Raw genomic sequence first — 23,633 nt, 5'->3', positions numbered from 1 at the left:
CCGTCCCCGCGGCGAAACCCCCGTCCCCACCCACGCCGCCAAGGCGATACGAGTGCGAAGGAGCCCGCGATGAGCGAGATGATCACCGCGGACCTGGTCGATCTCGACCTGTCCACCGACACCAAGGAGGCGGCGGCCCGCGCCCTCGCCGAACGGATGGTCGCCCAGGGCCGGGTGACCGACCTGGACGGCTTCCTGGCCGACGTCGCGGCCCGCGAGGCGCAGATGCCCACCGGCCTCGACGGCGGCATCGGCATCCCGCACTGCCGCAGCGAGCACGTCACCGAGCCGACCCTCGCCTTCGGCCGCAGCGCCGACGGGATCGACTTCGGGGCGCCGGACGGCCCGGCCGACCTGATCTTTCTCATCGCCGCACCCGCCGGCGCGGACGACGCCCACCTCACCATCCTGTCGTCGCTGGCAAGGCAGTTGATGGACGAGGACTTCAAGGCGGCGCTGCGCTCGGCGACCGACGCGGGGGCCACGGCGGCGCTGATCCGCGGGGACGAACCCGAACCCGCTCCCGAGCCGGAGTCCGCGCCCGAGCCGACTGCGGAGGGGGAGTCCACGCCCGAATCCCCTACTGACTCGGAATCCATGCCCGAGCCGGAGCCCACGCCCACTCCCGAGACCGCTCCCGCTGCCCCCGCCGCGAAGTTCAAGATCGTCGCTGTCACCTCCTGCCCCACCGGCATCGCCCACACCTACATGGCGGCCGAGTCCCTGGAGAAGGCGGGCCGAGACGCGGGTGACGTGGAAGTGATGGTCGAGACACAGGGCTCGGCCGGCTTCACCCGCCTCGCCCCGGAGGTCATCGCGGGAGCGGACGGCGTGATCTTCGCGCACGACGTGCCCGTACGGGAGAAGGACCGCTTCGCCGGGAAGCCCACCGTCGACGTCGGCGTGAAGGCCGGCATCAACCGGCCCGCCGAACTCATCGGCGAGGTCCGCAAGAAGGCCGCCCGCGGCGAGACGACCTCGGGCGCGGCGTCCGCCACCCCCGTGGACCGGGCCGGTGACACCGGCGACAGCTACGGCACCAAACTGCGCAAGTGGCTGATGAGCGGCGTCAGTTACATGGTCCCGTTCGTCGCGGCCGGCGGTCTCCTCATCGCCCTCGGCTTCGCGATCGGCGGCTACACGATCAACAAGGCCCCGTCCGTCGCCGAGCACTTCGTGTGGACCCAGACCGACAGCTGGGCCGCGCTGCTCTTCCAGGTCGGCTCCGTCGCCTTCGCGTTCCTCGTCCCGGTCCTCGCGGGCTTCATCGCGTACGGGATGGCCGACCGGCCGGGGCTCGTGCCCGGGTTCGTCGGCGGCTCGATCGCGCTCACCATCAACGCCGGCTTCCTCGGCGGCCTCGCCGCCGGTCTCATCGCGGGCGGCGTCGTGATGGCGATCCAGAAGGTGAACGTGCCCGCCGTGCTGCGCGGGATCATGCCGGTGGTCGTCATTCCGCTGATCTCCTCCGCGGTGGTCGGCTTCCTGATGTTCCTCGTCATCGGCAAGCCCATCGCCTCCCTCCAGCGCGCCCTGACGGACTGGCTGAACTCCCTGTCCGGCGCCAACGCGATCATCCTCGGCGTCATCCTCGGCCTGATGATGTGCTTCGACCTGGGCGGCCCGCTGAACAAGGTCGCGTACGCCTTCGCGGTCGGCGGCCTCGCGAACCCCACCGAGGGCTCGCTCAAGGTCATGGCCGCGGTGATGGCCGCCGGCATGGTCCCGCCGCTGGCCATGGCCCTGGCGACGACCGTGCGCGGCCGGCTCTTCACCCGGACCGAGCGCGAGAACGGCAAGGCGGCCTGGGTGCTCGGCGCCTCGTTCATCACGGAGGGCGCGATCCCGTTCGCCGCGGCGGACCCGCTGCGCGTCATCCCCGCCTCGATGGCCGGCGGCGCGGTCACCGGCGCCCTGTCGATGGCCTTCGGCTGCACCCTGCGCGCCCCGCACGGCGGCATCTTCGTGGTCCCGCTGATCGGCAACCCGTTCCTCTACCTCATCGCGATCGCCGCCGGTGTCTGTGTGTCGACGGCCCTGGTGGTGATCCTGAAGGGGATGCGGAAGTCCGCGCCGGAAGGCGGAGCGGACAGGGCAGGCGACGCGACGGCGCAGAAGGGGCAGGAGCCGAAGATACCGGTGGCCGCCTGACACCAGATACCGGTAGCCACCTGACAGTTCGCAACTGTCCGCTCATGCGCGATGTGTCACGGTCCGGGGCCGATGTCCCGGACCGTGGTGCTGACCGTGGCCATGCCTGAGCATGTGTGGATGTTTCCGCGCATGAGCGTGGCGTTGCTCGCGGTCGCCGACGGGGTGCGAGTGGTCGATCTCGTCCCACGGGTGCGCCATGTGGGCTGGGTCGCCGAACAGCCCTTCGCTCGCTGCGGGTTCAGGGCGGGCCGCCCGTCCAGTGGTCGTGCCGCTGACACCGGACGAGTGGGAGGCGTTGGCGGGCCTGACAGGGCGGTTCAGTCCGCCGTTGCTGAGGAGCAATCCCCACGTAGGTTGACGCTCAGCCGCTGCCCGGACTCACGTCCTGCCTCAGTGCCGTTGCCGTTCCGCACTTGATCGCCGCGTCTTCGCTGGTGGGAGTTGTTGTCCGTACGGCCGGGCAGGCGGCTGTCGACGTTCTTGTTCGTTCGGAAGTGGCCGGTCGTGTCGGCGCCGGGCCGTCGGAGGCGAGGGAAGGTTCGGCGCGGGAGCGGGTCGAGTGACTGCGAGCGGAACTGAGGCTGCTCAGGCGTGATCGTTCCCACACGCACCGACATAGACTCGATCTCGCGCGAACGCGTCAGCTTGTCGCTAGCAGGAAGAATCGATGTCGTGGCCAACGCACTGCAGGAATTGGTGAAGAGCCGGCTGGAGCAGCAGGGCTGGTCCTACGGTGACGTGGCCCGGCGCGGCGGTATCCCGCGATCCACCGTGCACCACCTGGCGACCGTGACGCACGTGGCCCGTATGCCGCAGCAAGCCACCCTCGAAGGGCTGGCCCGGGGGCTGGAACTGCCCCTGGACGCGGTGCGCCGAGCCGCTGCCGAAGCCTGCGGCATCCACCTCTACTTCGAGGATCCCGCCGACACCGCGTCGGACCCGGAGATCGCGACCCTCATCGCCAGTGTCCAGCGCCTGTCCGACGCCGACCGCCGCCACGTCACCGCACTCGTCGAGTCCCTCCTGCGCAGCGCTCCTGACCGCGACGCCCCGACAGACTCCGGCTCCGGATCCGGCTCCGACGACTGATGGGCGGCGTCGGGCCGTTCACCGTCCGGCTCCTAGGATCCGCAGCCATCTGATCACCGTGGCCACCGTCTGGTAGTCGAGCTCGGCGATCCGGGTGACGGCGGGGAGGTCGGTCATCCGTACCGTGACACAGGCCGCGTCCAGGGCGCAGTGCAGCATCACCTGGTGTGCCTGAGTGGCCGGCAGGTCCCCTTCCATGCGCATCTGGGGGCGCAGCAGCGAGGAGATGGGCAGCGGGGGCGTGGGGTGTTCCAGGGTCATGTTCCGGTTTCCTTTCAGGAAGGGGTGCCGTCGCCGGCGCGCCCTTGGATACCGGCCCGGCGTATGAGGAGTTCCACCGTCCCGTGGCTGACGGCGATCCCGTATGTCTGGGTGAGTTCGCGGTGGATGCGCCGGTATCCGTGGGTGGCGCCGGAGGCTGCGTGGATGCTGGTGATGAGTTCGGTGAGCCAGGTGTGACGGATCGACCGGGCGGAGGGACGGCGGGCGCGCCAGGTGAAGTAGCCGGACTCGGTCACCCCGAGAGCCCGGGTGGCGGTGCGCACGGGCAGCCCTTCACCGGCCATCACGTGAACTGCCTCGAATCGCCTTTTGGGGACACCACATCGCACAGCAGCTCGGTCGCGCGCCGGAGGGCGGCGAGCTCGGACTCCAGTTCGGCGATACGCCGGCGCGCGGCCCTGAGGTCCATGCCCGTGGAGGGCTTGGGCCCTCCTCTGCTGAGGTGCGGCAGGTACCGGCGCCGCCACTGGTAGACCGTCTGGTCGCTGAGGCCGAGAGCGACGGCGACCTTCTTCACGGGCTCGCCGTCGGCCAGCAGGTCCAGGGCCTTGCGGCGCAGTTCGGGCGGGTATCGCGTGGGTTGCATGGGTGTCATCCGTGGGGAGGTCGGCCCCCGGGTCCGGAGGAGCAGCCGGACCCGGGGAGGCGTTGGGCTCCGGGGTACGGAGCGCGGAGGCTAGTCGATGTGACGCCGGAGCGAGACGGTGGGCCGCGCGACCAGCGGGTTGACGGTCTCGCCGCGCGGCGCGGCCGCCACCGCCTGCTGGAGAAGGCTCACGACCTCGGCGGCCAGGGCGTCGGAGCGGCTCTTGACGACGTCGATCGGCTCGCGGCTGCGTTCCAGCGCGGCCAGCCGCCCTTCGTACGCGGCGAGTTTGTTCCTGGTCGACGAGCTCAGCGTGAACCGGTACGGGGTCGAGACGATGAACTGGTACGCGCCGGCGAAGGTCTCACAGCCTGCGCAGTGGTCGTTGATGGCCTTGCTGGTGTTCGAGGCGTTGAGGCCCGCGACCCCGTTCGTGGTGACGACCTGGAAGGACAGCGCGATCGACCGGCAGGGAGCGTCGATCGAGCAGCCGACGGAGCGGGCGATCGCCCGGTTGCGGACGCCGGCGCCCAGGACCGTGCCGAGTTGATGGACCGAGAACTCCTCGTCGTGGTCGACGCGGTGTCTGGGGTTGGCCAGGGACCGTGCCTCGTCCACGGCGATGCCGACGCCACCGGTGGTGCGGGATCCGGTCGTCGCGCCCGCGGGGGTCACGGTGGCGAGGCCGGTCAGACAGACGGTGGTCAGCATGCCCAGGCGCATGGCCGTCCGGCCGACTGTGCCGGTGCGTGGTTTACGGTGGCTCACTGAAGTTCTCCTTTTGCGGGTGTATGAGCGGCACGGGGCCGGGGAGGTTCACGGGGGTTCACCGGGGTTCGCGGCTGTTCATCGGGGGGTTCTGGGCCCCCCGGGGGATCACCAGTTGGAGGGGTCGGGGAAGCTCTCGGTGGGCAGCGGCAGAGAGGGGCTCGACGAGGGCCCGGCCGACGCTGAGGGGCTCGATGTACCCGCCGAGGGGCTGGGCCCGGGCGGCGCCGGACTCTGCCTGTGGGTCGGGGGCGGGCTCGACGTCGTCTTCTTGGGTGTCGGGGCAGCCGTCTTGGTCTCGTCGTCGGCCGAAGGGGAACCGCTCGCCGTGCCGGCCTCGTCGGACGGACTGGCATCGGGCGTCGGCGAGAGCAGGCTCGCCTCCGGCGACGGGCCGGTGGGGTCGGGGGATTCCGGCTGGGTGTCCTGGGGCGACTCGTCCGATGCCGACGGCGTCGCCGCCGCGCGGAGCGTGGGCACGCCGGGCTGGAGAATGGGGATGATGGGCGGCCGCGGCGGCAGCGGCTTGGGTGTCACCCCGCCCATCCATGCCGCGCCGAGCGCGGCGGCCGCGGTCAGCACGCCGGCGCAGATGACCAGGCGAAGCCGGAGGTTTCCCTCGGTGGCGCGAAGGGTTGCCCGCACGAGCCGCCCGGTCAGGCGCACGGCGAGATACCCCGCGCCGGCCAGAGGGCACAGGATCATGAACCCTCCGACGACGCCGACGAGTCCGGCCGCGATCTGTCCGTCGGCGAAGGCGAACCAGGTTCCGGTCGCCTGCTCGACCAGGGAACGCAGCCCGGTTTCGAGCAGGCGGGGGAGGTTCCACAGGACGTAACCGAGCTCGGCGAGGATCAGCGGCACCATGGTCAGCACCCAGCTGGTCACGATGACCCGTGCGGAGCGCTTGAGGCCCGCCACCTCCGGGGGGACCGGCCGGCCCGGCAGCATGCTCAGGAGGATGGGTTTGATCTTGCCGTAGAGGTCGGGGATCCCCGCGAGGTCACCGAGGATGTAGTAGCCGTCGAGGCGGACCGCCGGCATCAGCTGTTCGAGGATCTCGAAGTGCACCAGGTAGACCGCGCCGAGGAAGAAGGGCTGGCCGGTGAGGAGGTAGGCGCCGGCCAGCCCAAGCAGGAAGACGACGTTGAAATAGACCCCGCCGAGGTCGGTGCGGATTCGGCCGGCCCGGTTGATGCGGTAGACGTCGGTGACGTCGGTGTACATGGAGGGCCAGATCAGGAAGAGGCCGAACCCGATGCTTCCGGGGCGCGCGCCCCCGTACCGGCAGGCCGAGGCGTGACCGAACTCGTGGAACACGAGCGAGGCTACGATCAGCGCGAAGACGGCCAGCATCAGGACGGGTTGTTCCAGCACCTGGAGCACCGGCTGCATTGCTCCGTGGAAGCCGAACAGCCAGACGTCCAGCACGGTGACCGCTGCCAGCACCAGGGCCACCACCGCGGGCCGGTGCAGCCAGGACAGTGCCCTGGCGATACGGGCGACCTGCCGCTCGCGAAAGATCACCCGGTGGCCCTTGAGGACCAGGAGGAGGTCGGACCGGGGGCCGGCGACGATCTGCTCGTCCGCCTGCCCGAACGGGACGGTGAGGCCGAGCGGCTGGAGCTTGTGCTCCACGAGGTAGTGGATGTTGTCCGCGCTGAGCTCGCGTCCGAAGCGGCCGCTGACCCGGTGGGAGATGCCCTCGGTGTCGCGTACGCCGTCGATGGCTTCGACCACGAGATAGAGCAGCGGGGAGAGCTGGACCACCTGTCCGTCCTCCCGGCGGACCAGATACTTGCGTTCTGTGAAGCCGGATCCCTGGTACTCGCCCAGGCGTTGAAGCCCTGCTCCGAGTCGCGGGACGGGGAAGCGCGGTTCCTCGTACACGTCCCCGGGAAACGTTTTGTCTGCGTCCCGTACCGCCGTCCCCATGGGAGCGGGGTCATGGGCCCCCTGACCCTTGGCCATCGTCCTGCCTCCCTCCCCCCGGTGCGGACCGCGTCGCCATAGAACACGGTCCGCACGTGACGGGTGCTGCTACTGGCTGATGTTGATGGTCTGGTTGGCCTCGGAGGCGGCGATGGCCTCGGGGGAGTTGACGTTCGCCGCCAGCGAGTTGTTGTGGGCGTCGACGTAGGCGACGTGCCGCGTCACGTTCGTCGTCTTGACGAAGTTGAACTTCAGCCGGCCCAGGGCCTCACGGCCGGGCAGCAGTTCCGCGGACTCTTCGTTGAGCTGTTCGTTGTTCATGGTGAAACCTCTTTCGGGATAAAGGGCTGGTTACTGGTGGACGTTGATGGTCTGGTTGGCCGCGGACTGGGCGATGGCCTCGGGGGAGCAGGCGTTCAGCGCGTACGAGTTGTTCTGGGCCTGGACGTAGGCGACGTGCCGCGTCACGTTCGTCGTCTTGACGAAGTTGAACTTCAGCCGGCCCAGGGCCTCACGGCCGGGCAGCAGCTCTGCGGATTCCGCGTCCAGCTCACGCATGCCGAGCATGGTGGTTCCTTTACTGAATGGGCATGGAGGGTCACGTAGGTCTCGGACGTCCATCCATGCCGGACGATCTGTCTGACGAGATTGGACAGTAGACCGTTCAAGAACCTCGGACAACCACTTCACGCACATCGCCCCCCATCGGACACATCGCCCATCGAGGGAAACAGCAGGCGAGAGGGCAAATGACCGGACACGAACTACGTCCGACGCGCGTCGCGCCCTCACCCGATTGGCTCAACTAGGCCCCAATCGGGCCATGTTGCGCGGCTGCACCATGGCTATCCTCTCGACCCTCAAGACGGGTGAACCGCCCGAAACCTCCGCGAGAGGGGTGTACGTGCTTGTCGTCCAAGGAGTGTCCGCGACCGCCGTCGTACGGGGCAGGACGGGGGAACCGGTGGTCCTGCTCTCCGGCGAACTCCCCGAAGCCCTCACCCCCGCAGCCCGCGACGAACTGCTGAACCTGGCCGCCGCGGTGCTCGACGCGGAGGAACTGCGGCTGTTCCGGAGCTGCCTGTCCGCACTGCACTGCGGCGAGAAACTCGAAGAACGCCGTATCGAGGTGAGCGGAGCCGTCCTGGCCGTCTACCGAAGCTGACCGCGCTGAACCGACTGCGCACAACACGGGGCGAACGCGATGCGGCAGATTTCCGTTTGCGCAGGGCAGAACTCTCCGCTCATGAAAACGGCAGAGAATTCTTCAACGCATTATCCGGGGCGACCCAGAAGAGTTTTTGATATCTCAGGGTGACGCGCAACGCGGCCACGACACACGGGAGTTGCTTCACCCTGAAGAGTGCTTCCGGCGGCCGCGGAAGCGAGACCGGAAACACCCGGTAAGCAAAGCTCAGGGCGGGTTTCGGGCGCCACGGAACTCTGCATCGATTGTGCTCCGGTAAGTCACCAGAAGCCGGTTGAAGGAATGCGTGAGGGGCGTTGCCGAGTAATGTCTGGCACGCCATCCGGCAATTCGTCGAAACAAGGAGAAACACGGTGAGAAAACTGGCACGCGCCACCGCGACGGCTGCCCTGACCATCGCAGCGGTCGCCATCCCCCTGACGGGCACGGCCATGGCCTCTACCGCGACGGCCGCCCCGGCCCACACCTACCGGCTCCTGCACAAGCCGGCCCTTCACAACAACGGCTGGTGCGGGGACTACCGGCACAACCGCCACCACCGCGGGCACTACTGGAGCCGGTGGGACGACAACTGTGGCTACCGCAACGACTGGAGGGGCTACCGCCACGTCAACTACCGCGCCTACAACGACTACAACGACTACAGGAACTGCGACCGCGACTTCTGATCCGGTCTGATCCGGTCTGATCGGGCGAGACCCGACGTCGGGCGCACCCAATGCGGGGCTCCCGGGAGTAACTCCCGGGAGCCCCGCGGCCGTGTCCGGAATCAACTCCGGTAAACGGTGAGGACGGCTCCGCTCACTTCGATGCGGCGTTCTTCGAGTTTCTCGCCGCAGTGCAGTGCGGACAGGCAGCTCCGGAACAGCCGCAGTTCCTCCGCGTCGAGCACCGCGGCGGCCAGGTTCAGCAGTTCGTCGCGGGCTGCGGAGGTGAGGGCTTCGGGGAGTTCGCCGGAGAGCAGGACCACCGGTTCCCCCGTCCTGCCCCGTACGACGGCGGTCGCGGACACGCCACGGACGACAAGCACGTAGCCGCCCCTCTCTCTCCCTGGAGGCTTCGGGCGGTTCAACGCGGCCCGTGCGACGAGAGGATAGCCCCAATGGAGCGATTTTTACGGCGATCTGACACTTCGCCACGCAATGCACGTCCGTGCGGCAAAACCCCTAGCGGGGGCTGCCGGAGGTGCTGCGCAGGAGGGACTCGACGAGTGCGGTGACGTGGCGGCGGTCGGCGTCGGACAGGCGCTGGACGCTGGCGATGAGGGTCGCGATCTCCGGGTCCGACGCGGTGTCGGCGGGATCCTCGAAGTAGAGGTGGATGCCGCAGGCTTCGGCAGCGGCTCGACGTACCGCGTCCAGGGGCAGTTCCAGTCCCCGGGCCAGTCCTTCGAGGGTGGCTTGCTGCGGCATACGGGCCACGTGCGTCACGGTCGCCAGGTGGTGCACGGTGGATCGCGGGATACCGCCGCGCCGGGCCACGTCACCGTAGGACCAGCCCTGCTGGTCCAGCCGGCTCTTCACCAATTCCTGCAGTGTGTTGGCCACGAGATCGATTCTTCCTGCTAGCAAGGCGGTTGAGCAAACACTCTTGAACGGCTTGCCATCAGGTGCTACAGAGACCGGTGTCCAATGTCATTGGACGCTCTGTCCGGCGGCACCACAACCACTCGGTTCAACGCTTCGCGGCCTGCTCCGTCACGCCTGACGCCCTCGCTTCGCTGACGGCCGCGGCACGTCCGGCACCCCCGCGGCAGCCCTTCCCCATCCATCCCCGCTCCGCCAGGCGCTTTCGCTCCGCCCTCAGCCCGTCGAACTTCGAAGGGACCAGCCAGAGTTCCAGCAGCTGCGCCAAGACTGAGGCTGTGCCAGCTCCTTGCCGCATCGCTGAGAGGTCCTTGATGTGGGCGCGCTCGCGCCGGACTCGCAGTAGATCTTGTGGGTGTCGGCCTTCGGTCCGCCTACCCAGACAGACTGAGATGCGGCATCGGTTGCCCGAGAAGGCAGGCTGATCGCTGCCGCTGCCGCTGCCGCTGCCGCTGCCACCGCCACCGGCAAACTCGGCTTCGCTGTCTTCCCGCTGGCCACCGTGCTGATCGGACAGGGCTCCTCCGGGTCCCTCCTGGACACCGGGGCCGTAGCAGGCGCCTGGAGTATGGGCGGCGCCGTGACAGGTCCCTCCGCGGACGCCTCGTCGACCGCTACGGCCAACGCCTGCCTCTCCTTGCCCTGACGGTGATCACAGCCCTTGCCACCGCAGGCCTGGCCACCGCAGCGGGAACCACGCGCATGATCGGCTTCGGTGCTCTCGCCTGCGCCGCCGCCCCGCCTGTCATGGCCGGCATCCGCCCCCTGTGGGCGCAGGCAGTGTCCAAGGACTTGGTGCACAGCGCCTACGCCTTGGACGCGGTTCTCACCGAAGTGACCAAGATCTGCGGACCGCTCATCGCGGTCGCAGCCGCCGTTCACTCACCATGCCTGGGCGTGATCATTGCAGCGGCACTCCTGATGACCAGTACCTGCCTGGTGGCCTCCGGCCCGCCAGCTCATCGCCTTCCCGCGGCATCAGGCATCGAGAGTGTCCTGGCCTCTCCCGCCCTTCGGCTTCTGTCCACCGACTGCCAGAGCCTGTCTGAAGTCCTGATCATAAAATGCCCCATGACGGCCAACTTTGCTTCCGTGCCGTCGAGTTCGCTCGCCATGTGCTCTCCTACCAGCCCATGTCCTTGGCCACCTCTTCCTGGGCCGCGGCGATCTCTTCCTCGGTGGACTCGATGACGTCCACCTCCTCCAAGCGCGCCAGCAAGTCTGCGAGAGCCTGCTTCTGAGCCGGATGCGTGATCGGTACGGCGTTCAGGTCGGTGCTCATCAGCCAGTCGAACAGCACGATGGCATCGGAGCGCCACAGGCGGAGATCGACGGTTGGCGTGGATCCCCAGGGGACACCCATTTCCATGAGGGCATCTTGCCAGGTCGGCGGGATCCAGAGCGACGCACAGAACACCGCCCAACGATCACCGAGAGAGGAATCGCAGTCCTTGATCACAACTTCAGACAGGCCCTAGGGGCGAGTCGAGGGCAGCCCAGCCTGCTCTCGTCCAACATGGCGACCAGGCCAAACGGCGCCTCGGCTACGTGGAGCACCTCGCCTACGTCGAGCTGGGCGTCGACGTCGAGCGGCGCGTCGGCACCGTCGAACGCTCACGAGGGAGGGCCACTCCCGTCGGTGGCCGCCTTGGCCGCCGGGTGCGGAGTGGCCCCCTTCGCCCGCACCGCTTGTGAGCGGCCAGGTCCTGCCCGGGCTCCACGCGCCTGGGTGACCGGTAGAAGCGGCCTACCGGACGGATGTCGCGGCGCCCCGCAGGTCCTCGGCCGTCAGCAGCGAATGAAGCACGATGTCTTCGGCTGCGAGAGCGGCGGCGCCGCCTTGCTCCCGGTCGATCACGCACAGAGCACCGCCGACTTGAGCGCCCAGGCCCCGCAGATCCGCGGTCGACAGCACGATCTGCCCGCCACTGGTGACCACGTCCTCGACGACCAGCACCCGGCGCCCCTCGATCTCGGCGCCCTCGGCGAGACGGCAAGTGCCGTACGCCTTGGCCTGCTTGCGAACGAACGCGCAGGGCAGCCCCGTGTGCCGGCCGAGCGCGGTCACCACCGGGATGCCGCCCATCTCCAGGCCGGCCAGCACTTCCGTGCCGGACGGCACGAGCGGTGCCATGCGTCGGGCAATCTCGTCCAGCAGAACAGGATCCGCCTCGAACCTGTACTTGTCGAAGTACTCCGTGGCGGTGCGTCCGGACCGGAGCGTGAACCGACCGGTCAGGTGAGAGGCGGCATGGATGCGGAGAGCAAGATCAGAAGGGGTCACAGGCGAGCAGTATCCCAGCATTACCCGTCAGAGCGTCAGCTTCCTGCTCTAGGTACTCACAGCGGGAACTGACAGCGGAAGCCATGCCGTGGTGCGCCTACCGGCCCGTCGCTTTCCCGGTGTTTCGGTCCAAGGAGACCCCCGAGACCCCCTCAGCGTCCTCCGGACGGACTTGACCGAGCTTCATCGAGCCGTGTGCTGCCGGCGACTCGGAGACGGCCCGCCGAGTGACAAGCCTCCTCCATGCCGATTGAGGCGCGAAGCTATGGCGCTACACGGACGTTCCCGACGCCCACGGGACTATGCCGCGTTTCTGATCTGTAGTTCCTCCAGGTGGAGAGGTCGTGTCGGCGACGGTCACGAAGACACCGTGGCCGAGTGGCCGAACATGTGTCAGGACAGCAGACCTCGCAACCATATACGGGCAAAGCGAGTTGGCCCCGCGCTGCTTTACGGTCCGGCGGTATTCGGTGTCTCTCAGTCAGCGGAACGTGGTTGGGTGATACGGCGCCGTGAACTGTCTAATGTGCGCGTCGTCCGCTTGACGTGGCTTCTTGTGGCCTTGTCCTAGAGAGTGCTGGTGATGCGGCTCAGGAGGGCCGGCACCCAGTGATCGCCGTAACGGGTCCGGAGTTCGGGCGACCGCCAGTCGCCACCGGTGACGATGGCCCGGCACTGCTTCGGTGCACCACAGGCGCAGGCCAGAGAGAACGAGGGGTCCCAGGTGCTCGTGGCGTAGTCGTTGGTGAGTTCCTCGTCTCTGCGGATGCCACGGCGGGCTACAAGAGCGTACGAACTGTCCCACCACAGGTTCGGATCGCAGCTGTGGTTGCTGTAACCGATGGACTGCTCGGTGCGAGGTGGGAGGACGAGGTGCGTGCTGTCATCGACGGCGATGGTGTCGATGTAGGGGTGGACGGACGCGCGCGCCGCTGCCGCGAACAGGTCCTGCAACTCCTGGTGTGAGACAACACGCCCGCCCAATCGAGCCACGACGGTTCCGGCTGCCAGCGAGGCTCGAGCGAACAGGCCCGAACCCGCAATGGGGGACGGGCGCACCTCGGCATATCGGTGCAGCCAGCAATGCGGACCAAGTGTGGGCGCCATGGACCAATCGTGCCGAGTTTTGGTCGGTGTCCACCAGTGTCCAACGCAGGTAGCCGATCAGCCCGCCCGTCTGGATTCCTGTCCGGTCGCCGCGCGAGAATAGCGAAGTCACCGGAACCGATTCGAGCAATGTGGCGGCGGCATCCACCAGTTCCTCCTGCGTCACCAGAGGAACGAGCGCCGGTTCCAGCGCGTCACCATTCACGTGGCCGGCCAGGGATCCGACGACGAAGAGGTCCTCGCGCATAGGGACCTCGTCGTTGAAGTCACGGCGCTGGTGTAACTGCGCCTCTCCGTAGAACACGCCGGATCCGGTGACAGCCCAACATCCATTGAGGGTGGAGCCGCCGAAGCGGCCGGAGTTGCCGTCCCAGAGCGCCGCGATGACGCAGGGCTCGCTCACTCGTATAACCTGCATTGCCGAATCGGTAGAACGGAAACTCGACGGCGCCCCGCCTTCGCCCCGGCTCCTCGCCAAGGCGAAGAACGCGCGGCCCGGCCCGGCCAGATCGCGCAGTCGCACCTCCAGGGCCCTATCGGCGGCCGCCTTCTTGGCATCCGCCACGGCCGCCGCGGCATCCGTTTCTTCCCGCTGTCGACGCGCGTGCGCGGCAGCGGCATCCTGCAGATCGGACATCTTCTCAGCGCATCAGCAATCTCAGGCTGGCACAATACCTCACGATTAGCGGCGAGTTGAGGCTAGAGGCCTGTCCACAGGGCCTGGTTGCATCAAGGCGGCCGCATCCCTTTGGTGCTGGTGGGCGGGGTCTGGTGCTCGCGCGAGGCCGAGAGTTCGGGGGAGCCGGTGAGCGCTGTGGCTCGAGGTTGCAAGGGTCATCGTGGCCGATAGGAGAGCACTGGATCCGCCCAACCGCCGAGGCGACGTGACAGCCCGTAGCGTGAAGGCAGCCACCAGCGCCGTCGAACGTGATCAGCCGTGACCGAGGACCATTGAGGGCCGGCGAGATCTTCCACGCCCCACCATGTCTTGACCGCCTTGTTCCCGCCGAGCTTCAGCAGCGGCCAACGAGGAAGATGCAGCCCGCTGAAGAACATCGAGACGTCGTCGCCGCACTTGGTGGTGTAGAAGTACCGCTCGACGTCTGTGTAGCTGGCTCCGAGGCCTGACTCCAAGCCCATGACTCCACCGAGCCATGACAACGAAAGCTTGCCCCCGGCCGGGACAGAAGGCACCAGCACTGGGTTGAACCACACTTCTCCGTTGAGTCCCCTTGTGAGCCCCGTTCTCATGGTTTGGGCAACAACGACATTCGTCGCTGGGCCTGTTCCGACGTTGACGAGCCACCACTTCGGCTCACCGGAATCGCCCTGCGCGCTCTCCCACATGAACTGCAAGACAGGCATGTGGGAACGGCGGTTGGACGCGTAGGACAGAACAAGAGACCCCACGGACACGAGGACTGCGAGCACAGATATCAGGATGGTCAGCATCGCCCCTCCCACGCACACGACGAGTGCCAGTCCTGCATACCCGCGCCCGCGCAGCCGGACTCTTCGACGGTCGGGGAAGCTGACGAGCTCGTGCATGGTGGGCGGTGCCCCGGCCTGTCCGCACTGCCGGCCGGACACGGATTTCGGCGTGCTCGGCCAGGTGCCGTCGCCGAGTGTCGGTGCCCTCGGTGCCGGCGGCTACTGGCCCGCACCCGCGGCGTGCGCCACGCGGCCGAGGCACACGCTCCTCCTCACCGCAGCACCATCAGGGGTACCTATGACCGGCCAGCCCCGCCCTGACGCCGAGGCCCGCGCCAGATTCCACAACGGCGACACCCTCGGCAACATCCCCGTCGTGCGACTGCAGGTCATAGTCCCGTGGCGAGATCCCCCACGGGGACCATGGCCCACGAGTACGAGTACGAGTACGAGTACGAGTACGAGTAGGGAGTACGAGCGCGCGGACGAAATCGGCGGGTACCAGGATTCTGAGGATCGTTCTCGCGGGAACCTGCTGGGGCACTGGGTGTTCTTGGCGAATGGGGCGCTCGTTCCGTCAGGGTGACATCGCGGAGGGCTGTATCGCCCCAGTTGCCTGCCCGCATACTGGGGGCAGTCGATCACGGGGGGTCTGATGAGTCTCACGGACGCGTATCTGGATACTGCGGCCCAGGCGATGACATTGCTGGGTGTGCCGGAAGTCGCCGCTTCCTGGGAGAAGAACAGCGCGTTGACGGACATGACTGTCGCCGCCTTGGCTGGTCATCTCGCGTATCAGGTTTTCAGCGTGACGCCGGCCCTGCAGGAACCCACGTCGCACGAGGCGCCGATCCCGCTTCTCGAGCACTACGCCCGCGCCGCCTGGATCGATGCACCACTCGACGGTGAGGCGAACGCCGGCATTCGGGCGAAGGGTGAGGACATCGCATCCGAGGGCGCCCAAGTGCTGCTGGAGCGTGTCCGTGCGGCACTTGGCGAACAGAAGGTCGCCCTTCCGAGGGTTCAGAGTGGCCGGGTCGTGTTCATGCCCCAGACGGGGTGGGCGCTGAGCCTGGACGACTTCCTTGTGACGCGGATGATGGAGCTCGCCGTCCACATGGACGACCTGGCGGTCAGCGTGGGAATCGCTGCGCCGAAAATCCCGGCCACGGCATTTGATCCCGTGCTGACCTTGCTGGCCAGACTCGCCGCCCGCCGGCACGGCCAAGCGGCGTTGCTGCGCGCTTTGGCTCGAGCGGAGCGTGCGCCATCTGCGATCAACGCGCTCTGAGCCGCTCAGGCCTCGGTTGCATCGATCGTGAAGTACGTCGGGAAGTACGTGGGATGGGCAGAGCCGACGTAGTGACTATCGCGACGGGGGAGCGGAAGCTCATCGATCGGCAGCTACAGCGTCATGTCCGGTGCCCCGGACGCCCCGGACGGCATTGGCCGAGTTGCCGCGAAGGAGTGGTGGGGTGAATCGAAGGCGTGGCCGGACAGCGCGGCGTAGCTGCCGTCAACTCAGGCGCCGTCCCGGGCCTTTGTCTTTACGTCCTGCTCGGCTTGGTGCCGAGGAACGCCCTGCTCCTTCGCGTACTCCGTGACCGCTGCCTGCGTGTCCCGGGTCAGGTCCTGCCAGGCGCGCCAGGCCGTCTCATACTCCGCCGTGTGCGTTTCAGCCCAGCCCGCCGCGGTCGGCGGGCCGTACTCGTCTCGCAGGCGCAGGACCTCGCGGTGCGCGGCGTTCGCCGCCTGCTGTCTCTCGACCAGTTCATCGAAGGTGTGTGCCACGAGCGGATCTTAAGACGCTTCTGCGAACGGCTCAGAAGGTCACGCACCGTTGTGCAGCGGCAGGTAGGTGAAGAGCACCTCACCAGCCCATACGTGCCTGGCATGAGGGTCAGCAATGCCGGCCGGACGGCGCCTCGCGGCCCTAGAGTTACTACGCTTGGTTGTCCAGGGAGGGGGAGCTCGGTGAGTCCTGAGCGGTGGTCCAGGATCATTTACGTCGCTCTGAGCGTGGTTTCGGCCGCATGCTTCATAGGGCTGATGATTGCCCTGTTCAGGGCTGAATAGTGCGAAGGGTGGTCCGGTGGGCGGTCCTGTACTGAAGTGAAAAGCATTGAGCGTGAATGCCTGGCACGCACACGCCAAGAGAGTCCCCGCTCAGACTGCTCGTGGGCTCGATAGCGTGCGGTTACGGCCGCCGCTCCTCGCGGTGAGCAGACTGGTCCGCGGCCTCGATGAGTTGACTCTTCTCCCGGTGTAGTCGGCCGAAATCGTCACGGCCGGAGTCGAGGAGTCCGCGCATCCGTACGCGCGGGGTGGCCCGGCTCCTCCATGGCCTCCGCAGACAGATGCATGATGCGCCGCCTGCCGTCGAGTTCGCCCAGTATCCGAGCTGGATCATGCCCGGCGACGAACCCTCATCGTGTAGTGAACACTCTGCGACACCTGGCCGGAGGCCCGTACTCGGGTACGGGCCCCAGGCGATGTCGGCGGCCCCGCGCACGGTTGGCGTGGGGCGCGGGGCCGGTAGGTACGCCGCGTACTGACGTCCTGCGTCGACGTTAGGACTGTGGGGCGTACTTGTCGCGTCGGGGGGTGCCGTTCGGCGTCACTCGGGTCCGGCTGGGTCGGCGATGCACGGACGCGCGGGCCAGGGTGTGACGGTGCCTCCCGCCCTTGCCGGTTCTCCAGGGTGAGCTTCTTGATGACGCAGACGAGGGGCTCGACGTCGGCCCGGAGCTGGTGATTTCCTTCGGCTGGCGCCCAGTCTGTTGCCAATGGGCCGTTGCCCTCTGTGATGCGAATTTGCCATTCATCATTTCCTCTTCCATCGCATATGTGGCATCGCTATTGAGGGCGGTAGAGCGGGTCGGGAGACCGGCCGAACGGGTAAAGCGGAGGTATAATCGCCGCATAAGAAGATCTAGGATGATGGGGAGATCGCGTCCACGACGCGATCAAGAGCCGGAGCGTATGTCACTCCACGTCTGAATCGTGCCTACGAGGACGTGTGGCGAACTGTCGTATGGCCATAGGTGTGGATGTCCGGCATCGGGGCTGTCCCCTTGGGGAATGGCTCCCTGCCGTGCGAACCGACGGCTCAGCCCCACCGGGCCGCCGGTTTCTCGCTTGTCGTGTCACGTCTTGTGGTGACGCGCCGGGAGGGTTCCAGCCTGATTTGTTGGAAGTATGTCCCCGTCGGAACGGCCCCGGACAATAGGGAGTCGCGAATATCCTAGATTTCGATGCGGGGTGAATGTGGAATCCCGCAATACCGAATGGGGAATTCCCATGACTAAGCGTTCCAGGAATCGCCGTCTTGTGGTGGTCACGGCTTCCGTGGTGCTGGGGGGTGGCGGTCTGGCGCTGCCGATGACCGCCATGGCTGCACCGATGGCTCAGGGCGCGGTCGCCTTGGATGGCGACCCTGACGGCGGCAGCGAAAGGGGCGGTACCTACCGGGGTTCCGGCCACAACCGGGGCTATGACCGTGGCGGCGACAGCGACGCGCGCTACAGGGAAGGCCCTGACGGTGTCAACGAAAGGGGCGGCAGTTACCGGGGTTCTGACTACAACCGCGGCCAGGACCGTGGCAGCGACAGCGACGTGCGGCACGGGGAAGATCCTGATGGCGTCAGTGAGGGTGGTACTTCCAGTGACGGTGGGTTCGGGGTTGAGCTGCCGGTCGATTCGCCTGCCGGTGACACCGGGGTGGAGAGCGATGTGAGCCACGGGGAAGATCCTGATGGCGTCAGTGAGGGTGGTACTTCCAGTGACGGTGGGTTCGGGGTTCAGCTGCCGGTCGACTCGCCCGCCGGCGACACTGAGATCCAGAGCCGCATCAAGACCCCCTTCTAGCTGTGCGAGGACGTGTGCGGGGCCCGCTCCTCGTCAGGGGACCCCGCACCGGCAAGTGCGGCGCATGGCGTTCGGGGGACGCAGGGACACGTAAACGGGCGACCGCCGGACTCGAACGCCGACACCAAGCTCCCCGAACTGACATAGGACGGTCATCACGTCCGGTGAAGCGTGAAAGCGCTGCGCTCCGCGGGTATGCCCGGTCAGCGATATTCGTCCTCGTCCAACTCGACTACGCGTGCCTGCTCCGCCAGGTCGGCCTCATTGGAGGCGGCGGGGTCTGCCCCGATGAGCGCCCTATCCCTGTGGAGCGTTCGGCCCGCATGGTGTTCGGCCGCCTCGGCTTCGGGTGCCTCGACGTCGAACTCGCCGATGTAGGTGTCGTCTTCGAAGGTGTCGGGGTCCGTGGGGTCGACAGGCATGGGCGCTCCAGGAAGACAGGCGGCATGCCGCCATCGGTCGTATCCGTCTAGCGAATGTCCGGCATGGGATCACTCACAACCTGCTGAGTGGGACTACCACCCGTTCGGGGGCTTCATAGGCATCGTGGATGCCCTGCATGGCGGCTTCCGCGTTCTCGGGTGCGGTGAAGCGGTACGCGACGTTGACGTTGGTGCCGCCTGACTCGCTGTGGGCAGGGATCGAGGCGTTGTTGCCGGGACCCTCACGCCCCGGACATCAGTACCTCGACACCAAGCGGGTCGGCCTCGAGCACGTCGACCTCGACGCCGGCCGGTACGACCCGCTGACCCAGGTCCTCGACCTGAACCACATCCGCATCAGCAGCGGGGGTATCAGGCTCTTCCCCATCAGGCTGCGCCTGGCCCACCCGCCCGAGTTCGACCTCATGGCCCGCATCGCCGGGCTCCGGCTGCGCGAACGCTGGGGTGGCTGGAAGGGGGAGCCGTACGACGCCGCCAGTTGGCGCCACATCAGCGTCTACGAACGAGTGGACAGCGCTGTGTGACAGACCGGTCCCGTCGTTGAGCACTATGCGGCAGCTTCGTGCGAAGCGGTCGCTGGGCAGGCCGTATGTGCGTTGAGGTGCTACCCCGAACGAGGTGGAGCGCCAGCTATCACGCGAGAGGGCGGGGATGTCAGGGGCGGCTGAGAGCCATGAACACGTGCTCTATGTGTCCATGCAGTGCCGCAACAAGCACCTCGCCCTGGGCCGATGTGCATTCCATGACCACGAAGCGGCGATTGAGGCGTGTGGTCTCCCTCGGCACCGGTTCCCGTACACGTGCCACCTCCAGATCAGGAGGCAACGTCAACGGGTTCTTGTGACGCGGACGAGGCTCCCAAGCCCAGGCCCCGGACTCGATCACGAAGTGCCCGACTGTCCATCCGGGGACTTGAGGGTCTTTCACGAGACAGAAGACCTTGATGCGCCGTCCATCGATGAGGTGCCTGGTGATCTTGCGTTGGTGCCGGTTGATGTTCCAGGCAGCAAGCGCAGCGCCACTGCTGAGCAGTGTGACGATCACGGGAATCTGGGTCATGTGCGGAGTGAAGCAGGGCCCAGAGCCCAGAGGAACCATCTTGCACAGCGCGTATGTCACCGCCGACCAGCCCGCCACCTGGACCGGAACCCCGCCCCGTCGGGCGCCGACAGGCTGGTGGCCCATGCGTCCCCAGGGCATCGGCGACCCCCTGGAGACGGCCGTCTACGAGGGCGTGGGCGAGCGACGGGCGTCGGCGAGCGACGGGCGTGGGCGATTGCGCTCACGCGGGGCCGGCTCCGGATCGGTGGCTCGGCCGGTGACGGGCGCGGACGTCTCCTCGATGGCTGGTCCTGTGTTCCCCTCGGAGATGTCGTCGAGCCGGTCTCGCGCGCGAGGTTCGATCCGTGCGGGCATGGGCTCAGGGTGGGAGAGGCTCAGCGCGCCCTCGGCCTGCTCGATGGCCGCTGGTGGACGCGGCCAGTGCGGTGTCTGAGTCCAAGGGGGGCCCGGCCGTAGGACCACCCACAGATCCGGGCCGTCTCTCGCAGTGGACTGGGGGTCGTACGAAGGCGTTCGCTGATCTACTCTGACGGCCTCCGGCAGGGCACACCGATACGCGCACCGGTCCGAGAAGAGAAGACTTTGTCCAGGGCTGTCCCGCACGAGCACGATTCCCACGAGGCACCGTCGGCCGCGCGCCCCGCGGCGTCGGGCGCGGGGGTGTCCTTCCAGCGTGGGCTGAACGTACTCATCAGCGTCGCCGAGTCCGGGGAGACCCGCGTCGAACAGATCGCGGCCGACGCGGGCATACCGGTGAGCACGGTGTACCGGTACCTGCGCACCCTGCGTGAGTTGGACCTGGTGGAGGAGCGTTCGGGTACCTACGCACCCGGCTGGCGGCTGCTGGAACTGTCGGGCCAGCATCTGACGCACACCCGGCTCGTGGAGCTTGGGCACCCGTTGCTGCAGGAGCTGACGGACGCGACCGGTGAGACAGCGGTGCTGACCGTGCGGGTCGGGTCGCAGGCGATGTGCCTGCGCCAGACGCAGTCACCGCATGCGGTACGCATGGCGTTCCGGATCAACCAGTTGCTGCCGCTGTACGCGGGTGCCGGTCAGCGCATCCTGCTGGCCCACGCGCCACCCGCGGTGATCGACCGTGTGCTGGGCCGGCCGATGCGCGCCATCACGGACCGCACTCCCGACCGGGCCTGCCTGGCAAGGGAGATGGAACGCATCCGCGCCGGCGGCTTCCTGATCTCGCACGGCGAGCTGAACGAGGGAGCGGTCGCCGTCGCGGTGCCGGTGACCGCGATGGGCGAGGTGGTGTGCGCGCTGACCGTGGCCGGTCCCGAACCGCGGTGCGGACCGACGTGGCGGCGTCAGGCCCGCGCCCGGCTGAGAGCGGTGAGCGCCCGGCTGGCGGAGATCCTGGAGGACGGGGCCACGCCCCAGACCGGCTGACCGGCACGGTCCTGTGCCCGTCAGCCGATCAGCCGTCACATCAGGCCGGAGTGAGCCGGTCGCGTCACGCGGGAGTGATCCGCAGCGGCAGATGCTTCCAGCCGCGCAGCGTGTTGTGCAGGAACGGCACTGGTTCACCGGCCGGTTCCACCGTCTTGACCCGGCGGGCCAGTTCACTGATCAGGACGTCCAGCTCCAGACGCGAGATGGGCTGGCCCACGCACTGGTGGATGCCGAAGCCGAACGCCAGGTGCCCGGAGGCGTCCCGCTCTATCCGGTAGGTGTCGGCGTCGTCGCCGAAGCGGCGCGGGTCGCGGTTGGCGGCCCCGGTGAACAGGGCGATCTTGGTGTCCTCGGGGAGCCGGACACCGTGGAAGTCGACCTCGCGCGCGGTGGTGCGGAAGAAGGACTGGAACGGGGACTCGTGGCGCAGTGCCTCGTCGACGGCGAACCGGGTCAGCTTCGGGTCCGCGTGCAGCAGCGCCCACTGTGCAGGGTCGGCGGACAGGCACTTCATGGTGTTGCCGAGGGCGAGGACCGTGGTGTCGAGTCCCGCCGACAGCAGGGCGCGTACCAGGCGGGTCGCCTCGTCGCCGGTGATCACACCTTGGTCGGCGTACTCCCAGATCTTCGCGCCGAGCCCGTCGGGCGTCAGGTTCTTTCGGGCGCAGTTGTCCATGACCCACTCGGTGGTGTGCTCGCCGGCCGCGAAGTACTCGGCGTAGCGTGCGTCCTCGGGTCCGAAGGCGGAGAAGTTCATGGCTCCGTGCGGGAGCAGGTTCTCCGCGCGCCCTTCGCGGGGGATGCCGACGGCGTTGCCGAAGACCTCGATGGGGAACAGTTCCGCCATCTCGGTCACCGCGTCGAACTCGCGCTTGTCGAGGAGTTCGTCGACGAGCTGTTCGGCGTACGCATGGAACGCGGTGCGCAGGGTGCGGACGGTGCGCGGGGAGATGACGCCGGTCATGGCGGTGCGCAGCGGCGTGTGCACCGGCGGGTCGGAGTCCAAGATGCCGGCCGGCTTCCACGGGGGTTCCTGGTGGTAGTTGCGTGGCCCGACGCCGGCGCCCGAGAGGAACGTCTCGTGGTCGGTGAGGATCTGACGGCACTGTTCGAACCGCGTGAAGGCGTGCACCTCGTAGCGCTCCAGCCATACCGCGGGCCCTGCGTCGCGCATCCGTGTGAAGAGCGGGTACGGGTCGGTGAGGTGGGCGTCGTCGTAGGGGTCCTCGGGGAGGAATGCGACGGGAGCGTTGGTCGGGGCGGACATGGAGACCTCCTTGGGTGCGGCGGCGTGCGTGATGCGGCCCGGTGGCGCAGGCACCGTAAAGCGGTGGGCAGCGGACCGGACACGGGCGTTATCACCTGCTGAGAACCGCTGTTGCCGCCGTGCGGCCGGTCTTTGACGATGCGGCTGAGCACGGGGCGTTTCGTCGTCGGACGAACCGGCCAGGACGAGATGGAGGAAGCAGCATGCCTACCCAGGAGCACCTGACCGTGACCGTGAAGGAGACGCGCGTCGAGGCGGCGGGGGTCCGTTCGCTGGTGCTGGCCGCGCGTCAGGGGCGGTCGCTGCCGGCGTGGACGCCCGGAGCTCACATCGATGTCGTCCTGTCCCGGGACCTGGTCCGGCAGTACTCTCTGTCCTCCGCGCCCGAAGAGGCCGGCTGGCGCATCGCGGTGCTGCGAGAGCTCGAGGGCCGGGGCGGATCGGCGTATCTGCACGACCGCGTCCGGGAGGGCGACACCCTGCTGGTGAGCGTGCCCCGCAATGCGTTCGCGCTGGACCTGGACGCGCCACGGCTGGTGTTCGTGGCCGGCGGCATCGGCATCACGCCGATCCTGCCGATGCTTGCCGCAGCCGAACACAAGGGTGTCGACTGGCAGTTGTTGTATCTGGGGCGTAGCGCACAGAGCATGGCGTTCACCGATGAACTCGCCCGGTACGGAGAGCGGGTGCGGCTGCATCGCGACGACGAGTCGGGCGTCGCGGACCTCGTCGCGGAGCTGGACGGCATGGGCGCGGCACAGACCCATGTGTACGCGTGCGGCCCGGCCGGACTGCTCTCGGCGGTGCAGGCGTACGCCGCCGCGCACCCGCGGACGCGGCTGACGCTCGAACGCTTCGCCGCCGACCCGGAGGGCCACGGACGGGACGGGGAGGACCGGCCGTTCACGGTGGAGACCGCCGACGGACGGCAGGTCGCGGTGGAGGCCGGGCAGTCCATCGTCGACGCCTTGTCACAGGCCGGGGTGCGGACACTCACCTCGTGCCGGGAAGGTGTGTGCGGGACATGTGAGACAAGGGTGCTGGGCGGCGTTCCCGACCACCGCGACCAGCTGTTGAGCGAGGAGGAGCGGGGCGCGGGCGACGTCATGATGATCTGCGTCTCGCGCTGCCGAGGGGACCGGCTGGTGCTCGACGTGTGAG

28 protein-coding genes and 1 pseudogene are annotated in these 23,633 nt (G+C 67.9%); 10 read left to right on the top strand and 19 right to left on the bottom strand.

The genetic code is table 11. The annotated features are described in order from the left end of the window. Positions 1–69: 69 nt before the first annotated feature. Positions 70–2,151: a fructose-specific PTS transporter subunit EIIC gene (locus ACFC96_RS36375; RefSeq protein WP_376616364.1), complete on the top strand. Its 2,082-nt coding sequence runs from the start codon at positions 70–72 to the stop codon at positions 2,149–2,151. Positions 2,152–2,826: 675 nt separating this feature from the next. Continuing rightward, complete coding sequence (locus ACFC96_RS36370; RefSeq protein ID WP_340459144.1) at positions 2,827–3,243, top strand: helix-turn-helix transcriptional regulator; 417 nt, start codon at positions 2,827–2,829, stop codon at positions 3,241–3,243. A gap of 18 nt (positions 3,244–3,261) precedes the next feature. On the opposite strand, the gene ACFC96_RS36365 is transcribed toward ACFC96_RS36370, so the two are convergent. The 7 genes from ACFC96_RS36365 to ACFC96_RS36335 form a co-directional block, all read right to left on the bottom strand. Continuing rightward, positions 3,262–3,504, bottom strand: coding sequence for a hypothetical protein (locus ACFC96_RS36365; protein WP_340459146.1), 243 nt, complete (start codon positions 3,502–3,504; stop codon positions 3,262–3,264). A 14-nt stretch (positions 3,505–3,518) separates the two neighbouring features. Further along, complete coding sequence (locus ACFC96_RS36360; RefSeq protein WP_376261679.1) at positions 3,519–3,788, bottom strand: IS3 family transposase; 270 nt, start codon at positions 3,786–3,788, stop codon at positions 3,519–3,521. A gap of 20 nt (positions 3,789–3,808) precedes the next feature. Continuing rightward, a complete protein-coding gene (locus ACFC96_RS36355) occupies positions 3,809–4,111 on the bottom strand; it encodes a transposase (RefSeq protein WP_340459149.1) in 303 nt (100 codons plus the stop codon). Between the two features lie 90 nt (positions 4,112–4,201). Continuing rightward, complete coding sequence (locus ACFC96_RS36350) at positions 4,202–4,879, bottom strand: hypothetical protein (protein ID WP_376226607.1); 678 nt, start codon at positions 4,877–4,879, stop codon at positions 4,202–4,204. A 108-nt stretch (positions 4,880–4,987) separates the two neighbouring features. After that, positions 4,988–6,850, bottom strand: coding sequence for a hypothetical protein (locus tag ACFC96_RS36345; RefSeq protein ID WP_376616362.1), 1,863 nt, complete (start codon positions 6,848–6,850; stop codon positions 4,988–4,990). A 69-nt stretch (positions 6,851–6,919) separates the two neighbouring features. Then, positions 6,920–7,132 (bottom strand): hypothetical protein, encoded by a 213-nt coding sequence (locus ACFC96_RS36340; protein WP_340459256.1) that lies wholly within the window; start codon positions 7,130–7,132, stop codon positions 6,920–6,922. 30 nt (positions 7,133–7,162) lie between these two features. After that, positions 7,163–7,369 carry a hypothetical protein gene (locus ACFC96_RS36335; protein ID WP_376261685.1) on the bottom strand — a complete coding sequence of 69 codons (207 nt, stop codon included), beginning with the start codon at positions 7,367–7,369 and terminating at the stop codon, positions 7,163–7,165. Positions 7,370–7,652: 283 nt separating this feature from the next. Here ACFC96_RS36335 and ACFC96_RS36330 point away from each other — a divergent pair, with 283 nt between their 5' ends. Together ACFC96_RS36330 and ACFC96_RS36325 are read left to right on the top strand one after the other, a co-directional pair. After that, positions 7,653–7,976 carry a hypothetical protein gene (locus ACFC96_RS36330; RefSeq protein WP_376227186.1) on the top strand — a complete coding sequence of 108 codons (324 nt, stop codon included), beginning with the start codon at positions 7,653–7,655 and terminating at the stop codon, positions 7,974–7,976. Between the two features lie 395 nt (positions 7,977–8,371). Further along, the gene (locus ACFC96_RS36325) at positions 8,372–8,686 is read left to right on the top strand and encodes a hypothetical protein (protein WP_376227187.1); all 315 of its coding nucleotides are present in this window, start codon (positions 8,372–8,374) and stop codon (positions 8,684–8,686) included. 101 nt (positions 8,687–8,787) lie between these two features. Here ACFC96_RS36325 and ACFC96_RS36320 read toward each other — a convergent pair whose 3' ends face one another. The 4 genes from ACFC96_RS36320 to pyrE form a co-directional block, all read right to left on the bottom strand. Then, positions 8,788–9,048, bottom strand: coding sequence for a hypothetical protein (locus ACFC96_RS36320; protein WP_376616360.1), 261 nt, complete (start codon positions 9,046–9,048; stop codon positions 8,788–8,790). Between the two features lie 136 nt (positions 9,049–9,184). After that, positions 9,185–9,565 (bottom strand): helix-turn-helix domain-containing protein, encoded by a 381-nt coding sequence (locus ACFC96_RS36315; protein WP_376616358.1) that lies wholly within the window; start codon positions 9,563–9,565, stop codon positions 9,185–9,187. A 1,162-nt stretch (positions 9,566–10,727) separates the two neighbouring features. Then, positions 10,728–10,973 carry a hypothetical protein gene (locus tag ACFC96_RS36310; protein WP_376616357.1) on the bottom strand — a complete coding sequence of 82 codons (246 nt, stop codon included), beginning with the start codon at positions 10,971–10,973 and terminating at the stop codon, positions 10,728–10,730. A gap of 378 nt (positions 10,974–11,351) precedes the next feature. Further along, positions 11,352–11,888 (bottom strand): orotate phosphoribosyltransferase, encoded by a 537-nt coding sequence (gene pyrE / locus ACFC96_RS36305; protein WP_376616355.1) that lies wholly within the window; start codon positions 11,886–11,888, stop codon positions 11,352–11,354. Positions 11,889–11,967: 79 nt separating this feature from the next. Here pyrE and ACFC96_RS36300 point away from each other — a divergent pair. After that, a pseudogene (locus tag ACFC96_RS36300) lies at positions 11,968–12,459 on the top strand (DUF6959 family protein); the annotation flags it as partial. Here ACFC96_RS36300 and ACFC96_RS36295 read toward each other — a convergent pair. From ACFC96_RS36295 to ACFC96_RS36285, 3 genes are all read right to left on the bottom strand, one after another. After that, positions 12,456–12,881 carry an SET domain-containing protein-lysine N-methyltransferase gene (locus ACFC96_RS36295; protein WP_376616482.1) on the bottom strand — a complete coding sequence of 142 codons (426 nt, stop codon included), beginning with the start codon at positions 12,879–12,881 and terminating at the stop codon, positions 12,456–12,458. The pseudogene ACFC96_RS36300 and the gene ACFC96_RS36295 overlap by 4 nt on opposite strands. After that, a complete protein-coding gene (locus ACFC96_RS36290; RefSeq protein WP_376616492.1) occupies positions 12,772–13,632 on the bottom strand; it encodes a hypothetical protein in 861 nt (286 codons plus the stop codon). The genes ACFC96_RS36295 and ACFC96_RS36290 overlap by 110 nt, the downstream gene beginning before the upstream one ends. A 197-nt stretch (positions 13,633–13,829) precedes the next feature. Continuing rightward, the gene (locus ACFC96_RS36285) at positions 13,830–14,447 is read right to left on the bottom strand and encodes a hypothetical protein (protein WP_376225589.1); all 618 of its coding nucleotides are present in this window, start codon (positions 14,445–14,447) and stop codon (positions 13,830–13,832) included. Positions 14,448–15,081: 634 nt separating this feature from the next. Here ACFC96_RS36285 and ACFC96_RS36280 point away from each other — a divergent pair. Beyond that, positions 15,082–15,717, top strand: coding sequence for a maleylpyruvate isomerase N-terminal domain-containing protein (locus ACFC96_RS36280; protein WP_376261707.1), 636 nt, complete (start codon positions 15,082–15,084; stop codon positions 15,715–15,717). Between the two features lie 230 nt (positions 15,718–15,947). Here ACFC96_RS36280 and ACFC96_RS36275 read toward each other — a convergent pair whose 3' ends face one another. Next, a complete protein-coding gene (locus tag ACFC96_RS36275; RefSeq protein ID WP_376225591.1) occupies positions 15,948–16,217 on the bottom strand; it encodes a hypothetical protein in 270 nt (89 codons plus the stop codon). 1,509 nt (positions 16,218–17,726) lie between these two features. On the opposite strand from ACFC96_RS36275, the gene ACFC96_RS36270 reads away from it, so the two are divergent. Next, a complete protein-coding gene (locus tag ACFC96_RS36270; protein ID WP_376616353.1) occupies positions 17,727–18,293 on the top strand; it encodes a hypothetical protein in 567 nt (188 codons plus the stop codon). Between the two features lie 203 nt (positions 18,294–18,496). Here ACFC96_RS36270 and ACFC96_RS36265 read toward each other — a convergent pair whose 3' ends face one another. Next, positions 18,497–18,715 (bottom strand): hypothetical protein, encoded by a 219-nt coding sequence (locus ACFC96_RS36265; RefSeq protein ID WP_340458454.1) that lies wholly within the window; start codon positions 18,713–18,715, stop codon positions 18,497–18,499. A gap of 137 nt (positions 18,716–18,852) precedes the next feature. On the opposite strand from ACFC96_RS36265, the gene ACFC96_RS36260 reads away from it, so the two are divergent. After that, positions 18,853–19,260, top strand: a complete 408-nt coding sequence (locus ACFC96_RS36260; RefSeq protein ID WP_376616351.1) for a hypothetical protein — start codon at positions 18,853–18,855, stop codon at positions 19,258–19,260. Positions 19,261–19,390: 130 nt separating this feature from the next. Here the strand turns inward: ACFC96_RS36260 and ACFC96_RS36255 are convergent, their stop codons facing one another. Beyond that, positions 19,391–19,795: a hypothetical protein gene (locus ACFC96_RS36255; RefSeq protein ID WP_376616349.1), complete on the bottom strand. Its 405-nt coding sequence runs from the start codon at positions 19,793–19,795 to the stop codon at positions 19,391–19,393. Positions 19,796–19,960: 165 nt separating this feature from the next. Beyond that, positions 19,961–20,152 carry a hypothetical protein gene (locus ACFC96_RS36250; RefSeq protein ID WP_376616347.1) on the bottom strand — a complete coding sequence of 64 codons (192 nt, stop codon included), beginning with the start codon at positions 20,150–20,152 and terminating at the stop codon, positions 19,961–19,963. A 228-nt stretch (positions 20,153–20,380) separates the two neighbouring features. Between ACFC96_RS36250 and ACFC96_RS36245 the strand changes: the two genes are divergently transcribed. Then, positions 20,381–21,202: an IclR family transcriptional regulator gene (locus ACFC96_RS36245; protein WP_376226120.1), complete on the top strand. Its 822-nt coding sequence runs from the start codon at positions 20,381–20,383 to the stop codon at positions 21,200–21,202. 64 nt (positions 21,203–21,266) lie between these two features. Here the strand turns inward: ACFC96_RS36245 and ACFC96_RS36240 are convergent, their stop codons facing one another. After that, positions 21,267–22,472, bottom strand: coding sequence for a cytochrome P450 (locus ACFC96_RS36240; protein WP_376616345.1), 1,206 nt, complete (start codon positions 22,470–22,472; stop codon positions 21,267–21,269). A 203-nt stretch (positions 22,473–22,675) separates the two neighbouring features. On the opposite strand from ACFC96_RS36240, the gene ACFC96_RS36235 reads away from it, so the two are divergent. Further along, a complete protein-coding gene (locus ACFC96_RS36235) occupies positions 22,676–23,632 on the top strand; it encodes a PDR/VanB family oxidoreductase (protein ID WP_376616343.1) in 957 nt (318 codons plus the stop codon). The last annotated feature ends 1 nt before the right edge of the window (position 23,633 follow it).

Source organism: Streptomyces sp. NPDC055955, assembly GCF_042270245.1.
Taxonomy (GTDB): Bacteria; Actinomycetota; Actinomycetes; order Streptomycetales; family Streptomycetaceae; genus Streptomyces.
The sequence above is the reverse complement of the archived record's forward strand: the minus strand, read 5'-3'. Positions and strand labels throughout refer to the sequence as shown.

Excerpts from the sequence above, each read along its gene's own strand:
- ACFC96_RS36375 (WP_376616364.1), top strand. The coding sequence starts at position 70 with ATGAGCGAGATGATCACCGCGGACCTGGTCGATCTCGACCTGTCCACC.
- ACFC96_RS36365 (WP_340459146.1), bottom strand. The coding sequence starts at position 3,504 with ATGACCCTGGAACACCCCACGCCCCCGCTGCCCATCTCCTCGCTGCTG.
- ACFC96_RS36355 (WP_340459149.1), bottom strand. The coding sequence starts at position 4,111 with ATGCAACCCACGCGATACCCGCCCGAACTGCGCCGCAAGGCCCTGGAC.
- ACFC96_RS36345 (WP_376616362.1), bottom strand. The coding sequence starts at position 6,850 with ATGGCCAAGGGTCAGGGGGCCCATGACCCCGCTCCCATGGGGACGGCG.
- ACFC96_RS36340 (WP_340459256.1), bottom strand. The coding sequence starts at position 7,132 with ATGAACAACGAACAGCTCAACGAAGAGTCCGCGGAACTGCTGCCCGGC.
- ACFC96_RS36335 (WP_376261685.1), bottom strand. The coding sequence starts at position 7,369 with ATGCGTGAGCTGGACGCGGAATCCGCAGAGCTGCTGCCCGGCCGTGAG.
- ACFC96_RS36330 (WP_376227186.1), top strand. The coding sequence starts at position 7,653 with ATGGCTATCCTCTCGACCCTCAAGACGGGTGAACCGCCCGAAACCTCC.
- ACFC96_RS36310 (WP_376616357.1), bottom strand. The coding sequence starts at position 10,973 with ATGGAAATGGGTGTCCCCTGGGGATCCACGCCAACCGTCGATCTCCGC.
- ACFC96_RS36290 (WP_376616492.1), bottom strand. The coding sequence starts at position 13,632 with ATGTCCGATCTGCAGGATGCCGCTGCCGCGCACGCGCGTCGACAGCGG.
- ACFC96_RS36285 (WP_376225589.1), bottom strand. The coding sequence starts at position 14,447 with ATGCTGACCATCCTGATATCTGTGCTCGCAGTCCTCGTGTCCGTGGGG.
- ACFC96_RS36280 (WP_376261707.1), top strand. The coding sequence starts at position 15,082 with ATGAGTCTCACGGACGCGTATCTGGATACTGCGGCCCAGGCGATGACA.
- ACFC96_RS36270 (WP_376616353.1), top strand. The coding sequence starts at position 17,727 with ATGACTAAGCGTTCCAGGAATCGCCGTCTTGTGGTGGTCACGGCTTCC.
- ACFC96_RS36265 (WP_340458454.1), bottom strand. The coding sequence starts at position 18,715 with ATGCCTGTCGACCCCACGGACCCCGACACCTTCGAAGACGACACCTAC.
- ACFC96_RS36260 (WP_376616351.1), top strand. The coding sequence starts at position 18,853 with ATGGCGGCTTCCGCGTTCTCGGGTGCGGTGAAGCGGTACGCGACGTTG.
- ACFC96_RS36255 (WP_376616349.1), bottom strand. The coding sequence starts at position 19,795 with ATGACCCAGATTCCCGTGATCGTCACACTGCTCAGCAGTGGCGCTGCG.
- ACFC96_RS36250 (WP_376616347.1), bottom strand. The coding sequence starts at position 20,152 with ATGCCCGCACGGATCGAACCTCGCGCGCGAGACCGGCTCGACGACATC.
- ACFC96_RS36240 (WP_376616345.1), bottom strand. The coding sequence starts at position 22,472 with ATGTCCGCCCCGACCAACGCTCCCGTCGCATTCCTCCCCGAGGACCCC.
- ACFC96_RS36235 (WP_376616343.1), top strand. The coding sequence starts at position 22,676 with ATGCCTACCCAGGAGCACCTGACCGTGACCGTGAAGGAGACGCGCGTC.